The organism is Lactobacillus kefiranofaciens, from assembly GCF_014656585.1.
Classification (GTDB): domain Bacteria; phylum Bacillota; class Bacilli; order Lactobacillales; family Lactobacillaceae; genus Lactobacillus; species Lactobacillus kefiranofaciens.
This window is the reverse complement of record NZ_CP061341.1, coordinates 1024851-1038496: the sequence shown is the minus strand read 5'-3', so window position 1 is coordinate 1038496 and position 13646 is coordinate 1024851. Positions and strand designations below refer to the sequence as shown.

Annotated in this window: 9 protein-coding genes and 1 pseudogene; 6 read left to right on the top strand and 4 right to left on the bottom strand. The window is 37.1% G+C overall.

The genetic code is table 11. The annotated features are described in order from the left end of the window. Positions 1–54: 54 nt before the first annotated feature. Both ICI50_RS05165 and ICI50_RS05160 read right to left on the bottom strand, forming a co-directional pair. The gene (locus ICI50_RS05165) at positions 55–1740 is read right to left on the bottom strand and encodes a hypothetical protein (protein WP_188892073.1); all 1686 of its coding nucleotides are present in this window, start codon (positions 1738–1740) and stop codon (positions 55–57) included. Between the two features lie 119 nt (positions 1741–1859). Then, a pseudogene (locus tag ICI50_RS05160) lies at positions 1860–3790 on the bottom strand (M13 family metallopeptidase). Between the two features lie 124 nt (positions 3791–3914). Here ICI50_RS05160 and ICI50_RS05155 point away from each other — a divergent pair. Continuing rightward, positions 3915–5156 carry a DUF2075 domain-containing protein gene (locus ICI50_RS05155; protein WP_188892071.1) on the top strand — a complete coding sequence of 414 codons (1242 nt, stop codon included), beginning with the start codon at positions 3915–3917 and terminating at the stop codon, positions 5154–5156. A gap of 50 nt (positions 5157–5206) precedes the next feature. Here the strand turns inward: ICI50_RS05155 and ICI50_RS05150 are convergent, their stop codons facing one another. Together ICI50_RS05150 and ICI50_RS10820 are read right to left on the bottom strand one after the other, a co-directional pair. Beyond that, positions 5207–6601 carry an SLAP domain-containing protein gene (locus tag ICI50_RS05150; protein ID WP_244040240.1) on the bottom strand — a complete coding sequence of 465 codons (1395 nt, stop codon included), beginning with the start codon at positions 6599–6601 and terminating at the stop codon, positions 5207–5209. After that, positions 6598–6846 (bottom strand): hypothetical protein, encoded by a 249-nt coding sequence (locus ICI50_RS10820; protein WP_244040241.1) that lies wholly within the window; start codon positions 6844–6846, stop codon positions 6598–6600. Before ICI50_RS10820 ends, ICI50_RS05150 begins: the two co-directional genes overlap by 4 nt. 138 nt (positions 6847–6984) lie before the next feature. Between ICI50_RS10820 and ICI50_RS05145 the strand changes: the two genes are divergently transcribed. The 5 genes from ICI50_RS05145 to ICI50_RS05125 all read left to right on the top strand — a co-directional run bounded on the left by ICI50_RS05145 (position 6985) and on the right by ICI50_RS05125 (position 13635). Continuing rightward, positions 6985–8304 (top strand): FAD-dependent oxidoreductase, encoded by a 1320-nt coding sequence (locus ICI50_RS05145; protein ID WP_054640262.1) that lies wholly within the window; start codon positions 6985–6987, stop codon positions 8302–8304. A 261-nt stretch (positions 8305–8565) separates the two neighbouring features. Further along, complete coding sequence (locus tag ICI50_RS05140) at positions 8566–8901, top strand: YSIRK-type signal peptide-containing protein (RefSeq protein WP_152128057.1); 336 nt, start codon at positions 8566–8568, stop codon at positions 8899–8901. 101 nt (positions 8902–9002) lie between these two features. Then, the gene (locus tag ICI50_RS05135; protein WP_152128056.1) at positions 9003–10250 is read left to right on the top strand and encodes a hypothetical protein; all 1248 of its coding nucleotides are present in this window, start codon (positions 9003–9005) and stop codon (positions 10248–10250) included. A gap of 48 nt (positions 10251–10298) precedes the next feature. Beyond that, positions 10299–12692 (top strand): mucin-binding protein, encoded by a 2394-nt coding sequence (locus ICI50_RS05130; RefSeq protein WP_095342191.1) that lies wholly within the window; start codon positions 10299–10301, stop codon positions 12690–12692. Positions 12693–12819: 127 nt separating this feature from the next. Beyond that, the gene (locus tag ICI50_RS05125) at positions 12820–13635 is read left to right on the top strand and encodes a Cof-type HAD-IIB family hydrolase (protein ID WP_054640258.1); all 816 of its coding nucleotides are present in this window, start codon (positions 12820–12822) and stop codon (positions 13633–13635) included. Positions 13636–13646: the final 11 nt, after the last annotated feature.

Below are 13646 nucleotides of genomic sequence, written 5' to 3'. Positions count from 1 at the left end.
AAAAGCAAATAAAAAACGATATCCACGCTAAAAAGCACAGATATCGTCGTACGTCTATCTTAAATTATCATCTTTAAATTCTGCTACATTGCCAATGCTTTTCTTTGCAATAATATTAGCCTTGAAGCTCACCTTATCATTATGTCTCATCAAGTTAGCAAAATCAAAGTCTGATGTATTCACAGTATAAATCGTCTTACTATTTTTCAAAGTGAACATTACTTTATTTTGATTGGAAACAACTGCAACACGGTCGACAACTCCTTTAACACTTTTCATAGTTGCCTTATCAGTGTTACCAATCTTCGCGCCGCTGTTAACTAATGCTTGCCTAAAGGCATCAAGCGCACTAGTTGGGGTAGAGCCAGTTCCATAGACACTTTGATCAGCCGCATCTAGGTAATAGTAGCCACGTATTGCACTTGTCGAATCAAGGATAGTCATGACCCAAGTTGGACGACTATTGACGTTATACAGGATAGGCATATTGGCCTTCCATTGCTGAGCCTTATAATCCTGATTGGCATTATTCTTAGCACCATCACTATCCATAATGTTGTTAGCGCGATAAAAGGTCAACCGGCCTGTGCGAGCATTAATCATGCTGTAACCTAAGGCTGAATCTGAACCAGTTTTATCGGTAGTAAAATCAGTAAAGTAACTAATTGAGCCATCACGATTAAAGACAGAGGTGACACCGTCTTCAACACCATTGCCTGTAGGCTTCATTACACCGGTTTGGCTAAAATTCCAGAAGCCATACTTGTACTTACCGAAGTCAATATTAAGCTTATTGGCAATTGCAGTAGTAATTCCTTCATCAATGAACTTAGGCATATTTTTTATAGAATAAATCTTAACGGTTCCAGACTGAGCATTCATTACTGCCACGTGTAGCTTACGATAATTGACACGGTGACTTAAGAACTCGGATTTGTACAAAGTTTGTACCCAATATGGCTTACCATTGTTGTCAATTTCTAATTGAGGTGAACCTAAATCAAGCCAACTAGTAGAATGACGATAGATCTGGCGTGCCGCATCCTTATTGAAGTAGGCACTTGTTGCAAATTTATACGGTTTTTTGATGAATTGTGGCGTAGCATTTTGCTTAGTAGCATCAATAATGAAATAACCAGGAATGCTACTGGCTTTCATCATTTGCCAAAAGCCACTGTATTCAACAGGGACAACGTAGACTGGTTTATTCCTAAAAAATTGTGCCTGAACTTGATCTGAGATTGAGTAGTATTGGCTATGTGGAATATCGGAAGAAGCTTTGCGCACGCGATTAATGACTGTCTTGGGTGCCAAGGCAATGGGTGTCTCACCACGCTTGAAGGTTGGCGCTTTATTACTCTTAGAATATACTTTATCAATCGAATTCCAGGTAGGCTTCACAGACAGGAATGAATGTAAGAATCCACCCAGAGAAACTACAGCTAAAACAGCAATTGTAATTGAGACTACTTTAACAATCAGCTTGATTCTGAGGCGTTCTTCTTTAGTAATAGTCATTAAGAAATATGTTGCTACAGCATAGATGATACCGTAGGCTAAATTTCCCCAGATAATGCTAAGCATATTTTTGGATGCCAATTTAAAATAGGTGATAGCAAAGGCTGCTAGATATATTATTAGCAATAAGCAAATTGGCAGAGCCTTATGTCGGGTGACAACAACAACGCCGATCATTATTAAGATAGGCACTATGTTGTATAAGAGTGTGACGGTTAACATTATTTTTTCCTCCTTATAGAATTAATGAAATAAGGTATATTTTACACCATTTTTATTCTAAAAGAAGAAAAAATAAGCATCCCATTAAGAGATGCTTATCATTGTAGTATTAACTAATTTTACCAAATAACTACCCGCTTATCTGGATCAAGCCACATGCCGTCGCCCTCTTGAACATTGAAGGCCTTGTAGAATTCTGGCTGACATTGAACTTGGACGTTAACTCGCTCAGGGCCAGGAGCATGAACGTCAAAAGCAGCAATTGTCTTAATAATCTCAGGGGATTCTTTGCTTGCCCAAATTCGAGCATAATTCTTGAACAGTTCTTGCATATCGCCGTGTTCATTCTTGTTAGCTTCGATTCCCGCGGTTAAACCACCTTGATCGGCAATGTTTTCACTCACAATTTGTTTACCGTTCAAGGTAACTGGACCATACTTGATCCCATCGAATAAGTCAATTTCGGCTTGGGTACGTTTCTCAAATTCCGCGAAGTCTTTCTTAGTCCACCAATTCTTCATATTACCGAATTCATCATACTTGGCGCCATTGTTATCAAAAGCATGAGAAATTTCGTGCGCAATTACTACGCCGATACCACCATAGTTAGTAGCACGAGAAGCCTTAAGATCATAGAATGGTGCTTGCAAGATAGCAGCAGGGAAGGTGATATCATTTCTTTGCGGATCATAACAGGCATTGATTAAGTTGCCCGGCATATACCATTCGCTGCGATCAACTGGCTTGTACAATTTAGCAAAATTATATTTCCAATCAACTTCTCGCATATTAGCTTGGGTACTGTACAAATCATCTTCAACTTGGAAGAGATCGTAAACATGTTCAATCTTATCTGGATAACCAATCTTTAGCACTAAAGCACGCAGCTTATTAATTGCCTTTTGTTTGGTTGCAGGAGACAGCCATTCATTGGCATTGATCCGTTGTTCATAAACATCGATCATGCGATGGATCATATCTTCAACGTCGGCTTTAGCATCCGCACCAAAGTAAGTTTGACCGTAATAAACACCAATTACATCGCTAAAGAGACGATTAGCAGTGTGATATGCTTCTTTTGCCTGGCTAGGCAATTCTTTTTGCCCATAAGTAGCCTGACGGAATGGAAATGCAGCTTGACGGAACTCTTCTGATAAGAATCCTGCAGCCTTATTAATAAACATAGCAATGAGCCAACCCTTGAGTTCAGCAAAGTTTGCTTCATTGAATAATTCGTTAAAATGATCCAAGAATTTTGGCTCACGAACAACAACTTTCTCAGGTTGATGATCAAACAGTTGCGTTAATAATTGGCCTAAATCTAAAGAACTAGTCTTTTCTTCAAAGTCGCTGGTCTTAATTGGATTGTATAGTGCAACATCGTCTGCACGCTCTTCGGCAGATTTAGCGACCTTAACAATCTTAGCATCAAGAGCAAGGGCATCAGCAGTGTACTTTTTAGCAGCTGCTTCATCAACACCAGCTAATTTTAACAAGTTTTCGGTTTGCTTTTGCCAAACGGCGAGCAATTGCTTAGAAGCAGGGGATTGATAACTAGTCGTATCAGGTAAAATCAAAGAATTACGGTCAAAAGACAGAGAGTTAACTTTGGTATTCTTACGATCCGGCTCTACTTCAAAGTAGAATGGAAAACTAAAACGTAAGAAAAGGCTAGCCAAGTTTTGCTTCAAGCTAGCAATATCCTTTAAATCTGTTAAAGTTTGTAAATCAGCTTCAGCAGGCTTAAATCCTTCAGCATCCCTCTTGTCAAAATCAGCGGCCAACTTATAAGTTGCAATTGCCTTGTCAAAGTTAGGGACAGCAGGCATGTCTTTCTTATCAGCAGCAAAGGCAGCTAAGTCGTCATCAATTCCTTTTCAATTTTTAAATCAATTTCGCCAAAGCTACTGATTGCTGGACGATCTGCAGGGATCTTCGCCTTAGAAATCCATTCGGAATTCACGGCTAAATAAAGATTGTCTTGAATACGTGCATTAAGGTTAGGCTGGGTAATGTCGCCAGCGCCGCCACGAATTTTTGCTAAGTTCATATATTTCTCCTTTGTTGTTCTATTATTGCCTAAATGATAATATTATTAAAAAGTTAAGTCTATATAAAATGTAATATAATAGTTAAGTAGCCTAAAACTTATTTTTACGAAGGGAGTAACCATATTGACCACCGACCTCATTAATGATGCAACTCAAAAGCTGTCACCTTTTAAAAAGTTAACAGCCGAGCAAAATAAACTGGTAAATACCATTTTGCGATTCACTAAAAAACATATTAAACAAGATTATCCGGCAATTTTTACGGTGTATGGGGATGCTGGCACTGGTAAGAGCGTCGTTTTAGCGCACTTGTTCAATGAAATTCAAGTAGCTGCCAGAACAGATAAAACTTCTGCATTATATGGAACAACTAATTATTTTGTCGTTAATCATCCCGAAATCTTAAAAGTATACAAAGAGATCGCTGGCAATTTGCCTCATCTTTATAAAAAAGATTTTACTCGTCCAACCTCACTGATTAATCAATTAGACAAAAGAAGTGCAACCGTAGACTTAATAGTCATTGACGAAGCTCACTTGCTTTTATCACGGGCAGATCCGTACAACAATTTTACTTATCAAAATCAATTGGTAGAGTTAATTAAGCGAGCTAAAATCGTAATTCTAGTTTTTGATCCATATCAAGTTTTAAGAACTAAAACTTTTTGGACTACCCAGCAACTGGAACAGATTACTCATCAATATTCGCATGAAGACTACCATTTAACACATCAATTTAGAGTAAATGCCAGTGATGAACTACTTGAGTGGTTTAATCATTTCACCGATGATGGTAAAATTTTACCATTCCCTCAGAATGCGCGTCAGAACTACGATTTCCGTATTTTTGATGATGCAGAAAAAATGCGACAGGAGATAGTCAAGCGTAACAATGAAGTAGGATTATCGCGCATTTTATCAACGACGGGATATCCATCAACACTGGATGGCGGCAAGCATTACATTACTGAGGGAAAATTTAAGATGCCATGGGATCAGTACAATTACACTTCTAAGCCTTGGGCAGAAATCCCAAAGACAATTAATGAAGTAGGGTCGATTTATACTTGTCAGGGTTTCGACTTGAATTACACTGGCATTATTTTAAGTCCACCGATTTCACAGATTCCAGGAACGAATCGATTGCAGATCGATCCTGAGAAGTTCACCGATATTGAAGCATTTAAAAAGCGCAAAGATTTGTTCACTCTAAAGCAACTTAATCAAGCTAAAAAGCGATTATTTATGAACATGATTAATGTGCTGTTTAAGCGTGGAGTATATGGCACCTATATCTATGCTCATGACCCATTGTTGCGTCAGACTTTGTATCAAAATTATCTTGAACTAATTGAGAAAAAATGACAAACAAAAATCTCCTAGAGCGTAAACTCTAAGAGATCTTTTAATTTTTGCTATTTTTCACTAACAAAATCAGTTAATGGAACTTCGGTCTTGGATACGACTTTACCATTAGTAGTAACTATGCGTTCAATCTTTTTAGAGGATCGATCATAACTGTATCTAGTGAAAGTCTTGCCGTCATTGCTATTGAAGGATACAGAACTAAGTAAAGACTGTAATTGTCTAATTTCCGTCTTGGTTAACTTAGCAATATTCGTTACTGTGATCTTTTTGCCATAGAGATTCTTAACTCTGGTTTGCAAAATCCAAGTTGTTAATTTTACTTCAGCGACAGATAAATTACGCTTAGATTTAAGCATAGTTTGCGCTTCTTTAATTGAAGTATCGTAATTTTCCTGGGTAGAATGCTGCGACAGCTTATAAGCAGTGGAAGACTTAACAGTATCCTCATTATCAACCAAAGCCTGTAATTTATTGCGTTCACTAGCACTGGCTTGTTTTTGAGCATCAGCTTGAGCTTCAGCAGCAGTATTGATCAACTCCGGCTTCTTTAAGCCACCATAAGTTTCTACATCAGCTTCTTTTACAAAAGCATTGCCGATTTCAATACTTTCATCTCGATACGAACTGTTAGCTTCATGAACAGTATCGAATGACTTGGAAGTAGCGACAATATGGTAGAAAAGTTCAGCCTTATTTTCCTTTGGCACCCAAATATACATTTGACCATCGACACCTAGTAATTGATGTCTTGGATAAATGAAACCAGTTGGCGTAATATTCTCGCCATTGCTATTGAAAAACTGCAAATTGTCTTTAGGTGGGCGAACGGTGTAATTCTTTAAATCTGAGACACTAGCTGCAAAAGTAGCAACATTTTGTCTGCTGTAAGCGTCCGTTACCCAGAGATAAGTATCTGTGCCCTTAATGCGGTATGCATGAGGTGAAGAATTGGCGCCAACATTCATGCCAACTTCCGCATCAACTGTAAATTTTTTGCCTTTCTTTGCTGTCTTGCCACTGGAAAGTGCATACCCATCTGCGCCAACAATTAAAATAGGGGTGTTCTTTTTGATGGTAACTTTCATTTGGGAAAGGCCTAATTGATTAGATTCAATACTTTGAATATTGGCAACTTTAATATATTGATTCTTCTTGATTTGGAAGAAATCGTTGCCTTTGATGCGTACCGTCTTTAATTGGTAATTATTCTTGCCACGACTGAAAACATAATTGGTAGCTGTTTCATTTTTAGCATACTTGCCAGTAAAAGCGTAACTTAATCCTTTACGTAACAATTTCTTAGTTCGTTTGCCCGAACGAGTGTAGACATAAGAATTATGATTAAGAGATAATACCTTGTGTCCATTAATTTTTGTCAAATAACTCGCGTCTACATAGGCGCCATGACCAATATAATAGTAGTAATTACGTTTAATCTTCACAATGGATTGCCGTAATATTTTAGAGTTGTAGTTTTACCAAAAGTAATAAAAGGCTTGCCTTTGTAATGAGTTAATTCCTGACCACGCGAATTATATAAACCGGTGTAACGATTAACTGTAATTGTTCTTTTTTGTTTAGCTGCAGCTTGAACTGTTGGCATATTTACTTCGGTAACTGTACCAACAGCTGGTGTGGTAGCTAGTAGAGCCGCAGAAATAAGAATTAATTTTTTGTTGATTTTCATAAGATTACCTCGAATCAAATTTATAGTCTGATTATAACATGTTTATTTAAGCAAAAATAATGACAAATATTGAAGAATTTTGTATACTTTAATCAAAGAATTAATTACTTTTAGTAAGTACGAATATGAGGGATGATTATGGAAACAATTAAGAATATTATTATCGGCTTCGGCAAAGGTGGTAAGACATTAGCCAAGTTTTTAGCTCAGAAGGGTGAAGAAGTCTTGATGATTGAAAAATCAGACAAGATGTACGGCGGTACTTGTATTAATATCGCTTGTTTGCCATCCAAACGCTTAATCATCGAAGCAGCTAATGGCGTAGAATTTACTGATGCTGTGAATGGCAAAAATGAGATGACCACAATGCTGCGAGGCAAGAACTATCATATGCTTGCTGATGAAAAGACCGTAACCTTGCTTGATGGAGAAGCAAAGTTTATCGCTGATCATGAGATCGAAGTTAAGACAACTACTGGAGAAGTTAAACAATATTGTGGTGAGCGTATCTTTATCAATACTGGAGCTGTACCGGTGATGTTACCAATTCCAGGTTTAGCCGAGAGTAAAGCCGTGCTTGATTCAACTGCAGCAATGGAACAGGCAACAATGCCTAAGAAATTAGTAATTATTGGTGCGGGCTATATTGGTTTAGAATTTGCCTCAATGTTTGCGCAATATGGTTCACAAGTAACCGTATTAGATTTGCACGAACAATTTTTACCGCGTGAAGATGATGATATCGCGACAGCAATTAAGCATGATTTTGAAGATCGTGGCGTGAAGTTTGAATTAGGCGTCAAGATTAAGCGGATTGATCAAGAAACCGTTTATTATGAAAAGAATGATACTGAGCAAAGCATTGCTGCTGACCGAATCTTGGTTGCCACTGGCAGAGAGCCAAATACCGCGAAGTTAGGCCTGGAAAATACAGGGATTGAATTAACCGATCGCGGTGCAATTAAAGTGGATGATCATTTAAAGACAACCGTCGATAACGTTTGGGCCATTGGGGATGTCAAAGGTGGTCTACAATTTACTTATATCTCACTAGATGATTTTCGTATTATCAAGGATCAACTATATGGTACTGGCAAGCGTAGTCTAGCTGATCGTAAGAATGTACCTTATAGCGTGTTCATTATTCCACCGTTATCTAGAGTTGGTTTGAGTGAAAAAGAAGCGCAAGCAAAGGGCATCGAATATGAATTAAAAAAATTGCCAGTGGCAGCAATTCCCAAAGCGCAAGTGTTAAAAGATCCGCGTGGGTTATTTAAAGCACTGCTTGAACCCAAAACAGGACAGATCTTAGGTGTTGTATTATATGGTGCTGAATCATTTGAATTGATTAACATGATCAGTTTGGCGATGAAGATGCGCATCCCTGCAGCAATATTACGTGATCAGATCTACACTCATCCAACGATGAGCGAGAGCTTTAATGATTTATTTAAATAGTTTACTACGAGAGCTTTAATGATTTATTTAAATAGTTTACTACGAGAGCTTTAATGATTTATTTAAATAGTTTACTAGGAGATGGATTTTCCATCTTTTTTCTATTTACAGCTATATTCTTATTAAAAAATTTTATTTGCATTAAATAAAATATGTTATGATTAAACACAGCTAGTATAGAGTTCATAGAAAATGAAACTGTCAGGCAAATAGAAATAGGGGGGCTGAATATATGATTTCAAAGAATATCATATTAAACGGATGGAGCAAGTTGCTGAACGTCAATCACACTTCGGAATTAGAAAATTGACAATCGGTGCTGCTTCTGTATTGCTTGGAACAACACTCTGGATGAGTAATGGTAATGTTGTTCAAGCTAGTGATAACGAGAACGGAAATAATGCTAATGGTGATCAAACTGCAAATAAGAGCGAGACAGAGACACCAAAAGTTAGGGACAACACACAAGTAGTTGTACAAGTCAATGGCGATTCTGCTGAACAAAATAAGACAGCACAAGAATCAATCACTAAGGATGAAACTTCAGTTAAAGATGCTGAAGTTCAAGCACCTCAAAGCAAAATGGGGGGGCAGTAGAGACACCTACTCAATCAAGTAAAACTACTACTTCACGGACTCAAGCTAATAATCAAGTTGCTAATAGTAGCCAAAAGAGTGCTCAGTCAAATGAAACTTCTTTGCATGCCCAAAATCCTGTAAATAATGAACAGACTGAGACTAACAATAAAGTCACAATTAATGCTACTGAAAAAATTGCAGATGCAGGTAAGCTAGGTAAAGCTAAACTTGAAAAAGCTAATACTGTTGACAAACTTGAAAAAACAGATATTGCTGCAAAAACTATTAATAAGAAAAGTAAAACCAATATTCCTAAAACTACTACACTAGATATACCTGCAAGCAGCAACGCAGCTGGTCTTTCTTCTGACAATACAAAGATGTCAGAAGAACAAATAAAGCGTTTGTTGAGAGCTTCATTTGCTACTGCATCTTCGACTTCAACTGAGAATAAGGATTCGGTAAATATTAATGATATTGAGGCTAAAGGAACTATTAATACGGATACAATTCCTCAAAATGTGAAGGACATTGTAAATGATACAAGTAAAATTCCATTTGTAGAATTATCAAATGGTGTTTGGAATGAAACTCAAAAACAATATTTAGGTGACACACAGCATATAGTATTAGCAACCGATAAAAGTAATCCTGGTGAAAAAATTTATTTCTACGTTTCAAATAATGTTGGGACTACATATAATACCGTGCTTGCTAAAACTTTAGATACCAAAGCTGGAAAGCCTAGTATCGTAAATATCAATAATAGTGAACACCCAGGTATTAACGGGCAATATACTATCTATTCAAATTCAGCTACTACTAATGGTGTTACTTATAATGCTGCTTATATTGATGGTAAAAATGTTGATAAACATAGTTCTGGAAGTTATGCAGCACCTAGTCTTCATCGACGTTGGACTCTTGGACTAAATGGCAAAAATGATGCCGGTACTTGGGTAGCTTCATCAACTAATACTCCTGAAAAAGTTAATCAACATATTTATTATGTAAATGCAGACACTGGAAAAGTATTGGGTAGCAAAATTGTTAATTATGGGAAAGACGGAATTTTTGGTGGTGAAAGTTATACTATTGATTCTAACGCTGTTCCTAATAAGTTGACTGTTGATGGAAGAACTTATAATTATGTTGAATCCTATAACGATATCAATAAAAATAAAATTAAAGATTTTAATAATATAGAAATTATTGATCCTTCAACAAACTATGATGCTGGTAAAATTGGGGATTTCTTGGAAAAAGTAGAAACAAAAGTTGTTTCTCCAGATCCTTTTCAAACTAAACAAACTACAACTAACATAGAAAAAGCTCCTTTAACTGGGATTATTAATCCTGTATTTTAAACTGTCTAATTTTTAGGTCTCAGTTCAAACGAAACTGAGCCACAACAGTTGACTAAGGCCATTACTCGGACAATTAATTATGTTGGTAATGGTCTGAATATTCCATCAGTTAAAAAAGAAATTCAATTCGTAGCAAGTGGTGTTCTTGATAAAGTAACTGGTCAATGGGTAACCGTTGATAAGAGTGGCAAGATTACTGGTATTGCTAGCGGTATGGTTTGGACAGTTAAAGGTGGCAATAATGATGAAGGCTCATTCGCCAAAGTTATTGGACCTAAGACCAATGGATATCATATTACTGGTATTTCTACTTCCAATGAAGTGGCTACTGATGTTGACTCAACTACTGGTACAGTTGCAGGTAAGACCATTAACCATAGTAATGGTGATATTCTAATTACCATTAACTACGCTAAGAACCCAGACACTCCTAAGCCGGTTGTCGATCAACGATCTATTGTTGTAACTGTTCATGACATTAAGAATAACCAAGATGTTTCAGGCTATACCAAAGATAGTGGTAATGAAAATGTTGGTACTAAGTTTAGCTATGATACTAAAGGCAATATCGATAAATTAACTAGTGCAGGTTACAAAGTTCTTAATCCGGAAATTAAAATTCCTACTACAATTTCTAAAGGTAACCAACATCTTGTAATCTACGTTGACCACAATGTAATTTCAGTAACACCAGACAAGCCAGGAAATGGTCTTAAACACGATGACTTGCAAAAGACGGTTACTGAAACTGTTAAGTATGTTGTTAATGGTGATCAATCTAAAGCTCCTAGTGACAAGATGGCATCACTTCACTTTAATGGCACTGCTTATTATGATTCAGTAACTAAAAAGTGGACTGATGCTAGCGGCAATGAGCTTAAAGATCAAACTAAGAATATCATTTGGACTGCTCAAGATGGTAATCAATTCGATACAGTGATTTCTCCAATAGTTTCTGGCTATCATGTAACTAACGTAAGTGATAACTATAATGATGGTAATGGCAACGTTAAGGCCATTAAGAATATCGATCAAACCAGTCAAGACTTTACCGCGATTGTAACTTACGATAAAGATGCAGAACCAACCAAGAATCAAGGTTCATTGATTGTCACAGTTCATGACATAACTGATAACAAGGACTTAGATAAATATGGTAAGAATTCTGGTACTCAAGACGTTGGTACTAAGTTCAGCTATGATAAGGATGGCAATATCAAGACTCTTACTGAAAAAGGTTATGAAGTATTGAACCCAGATGTGACTATTCCGACTGAAATTACGAAGGGTAATCATACTGTAACTATCTTGGTTAAGCACACAACCACAACGGTAACTCCTGAAAAACCAGGCAAGCCGGGTGAACCAATTGATCCTAAGTATCCAGATGGTCCTAAGTATCCGATGGGTACTGATTTGAAGAACTTGAAAGAAACTGCTACGCAGATCGTTCATTATCTAGGTGCAGGCGATAAAACTCCAGCTGATAAGACCCAAACCTTTGATTTTACGAAGAAGATTACATTTGACAATGTTACTGGGAAGATCATCGCTGATACTGACTGGAATGTAACTAGTCATACTTTTGGTAATGAAAATACCCTGGTAGTTAATGGCTATCATGCAGATAAGCGTACTGCTGGTGGAACAACCGTTTCTCCAGACGATCTTAAGAAAGAAGTTACTGTAACTTACACGCCAAATGGTAAGATTATTCCAATTGATCCAGATGGCAAACAAATCCCTGATGCTCCAACTCCAATGTATCCAACTGATTCAGATGATCCAACTGAAGTTGTAGCTAATGAGCCAGTTCCTGAAATTAAGGACATGACCCCAGAGAAAGATAAGGTAACGCCACAAGATCCAACTAAGGATACACCTGTGATCTACACGAAGGATAAAAATCCAGTAGTACCAAATACTCCAACAGTTCCGACTGTTATTCCCGATGCTTCTAAAACAACAACTCCGGAAAGTCCTAAAACTCCGAAGACACCAACACCAGAAAAGCCGACAGAACCTGATAAGCCAGATAAGCCGGCAGTTCCGGATAAGCCAACAAAATCTAAAGAGCCTGATGTTCCTAAGACAACAACAATAAAACATCATAAGAAACAACAAAAGCAGAACAATAATACTCCAAAACCAACTAGCAATAAGCCAGCTAACTGGAGTAGCAATAATGCTCCTCATGGTCAAAATGGCGATTGGAATAATAATGTTCTTCCTCATGGTGAACACATTGATTCTAATGGAAATATCATTGGGCCAAATGGACAAGTGATTGGTTATATCGATAAGAATGGTCAAGCTCACTACACGTTGCCACAGACTGGTGATGATCAGAGGACTGACGCAGCTGCATTTATCTTAGGTGGTGCTGCAGTAGCGATGAGTATGATTGGTTTAGCTGGTGTGAAGAAACGTAAGGAAGATTAATCATTTAGTTTTAAATACAAGCAAGAAAGACGATACTATTGTGTGTCGTCTTTTTTATTCACTCAATGCATTTTTTATATTTTTAGTTTATACTGAAAACGTATTCAAAATAGAAAGTTGGAGTTGTATGTATAAACTAATCGCTTGTGATCTGGATGAAACTTTATTAAATGATGATACTCACGTAGGTAAACGTAATCGCAAAGCAATTGCAGCTGCTACCAAGATGGGCGTAAAATTTGTTCCTGCAACAGGACGCGGATTTAAAGCTATTACGCAAACTTTGCAAGAGATTAATCTAATCGATCAGCCTAATGAGTATGTCATCTCTTTTAATGGAGGATGCATTACTGAGAATAAAGATAATCAGGTAATGAAGTTTCAAGGACTATCTTGGCAGATGGCTAATCAACTTTATCAACTGGGGCAAAAATATGATGTTTGCATTCACGTGTATACCAAGGATATGCTGTACGTCTACAATACTAATAAAGAAGAAAATAAATATATTAACGGCCGTCATGTATATCGGATAATTGATAATGACAACCTTGATTTCTTAAAAGGTCAAGAGATTGCTAAAGAATTATATGGCAATCCTAATATGCCATATTTAAAAGAAATTGCTGCAGATTTAGGCGATTTAACTAATGAACTTGACGTATCATATTCTTCTAACCGTTACTTGGAATTCAACCATCAAGGAGTTAATAAAGGTGCAGGATTGTTGTGGTTAGCGCGTAAACTAGGCATTAAGCCAGAAGAAACAATGGCGTTAGGTGATAATTTTAATGATTTATCAATGATTAAGGCTGCTGGCTTAGGCGTGGGAATGGCTAACACGAATCCGGAGATGAAAGATCAATGTGATTTCATTACTACAGCCGATAATAATCATGACGGTGTAGCTGAAGCAATCGAACGTTTTGTTTTGCAAAAGTAATAGAGCATAAT

Excerpts from the sequence above, each read along its gene's own strand:
- ICI50_RS05145 (WP_054640262.1), top strand. The coding sequence starts at position 6,985 with ATGGAAACAATTAAGAATATTATTATCGGCTTCGGCAAAGGTGGTAAG.
- ICI50_RS05165 (WP_188892073.1), bottom strand. The coding sequence starts at position 1,740 with ATGTTAACCGTCACACTCTTATACAACATAGTGCCTATCTTAATAATG.
- ICI50_RS05140 (WP_152128057.1), top strand. The coding sequence starts at position 8,566 with ATGGAGCAAGTTGCTGAACGTCAATCACACTTCGGAATTAGAAAATTG.
- ICI50_RS10820 (WP_244040241.1), bottom strand. The coding sequence starts at position 6,846 with ATGAAAATCAACAAAAAATTAATTCTTATTTCTGCGGCTCTACTAGCT.
- ICI50_RS05125 (WP_054640258.1), top strand. The coding sequence starts at position 12,820 with ATGTATAAACTAATCGCTTGTGATCTGGATGAAACTTTATTAAATGAT.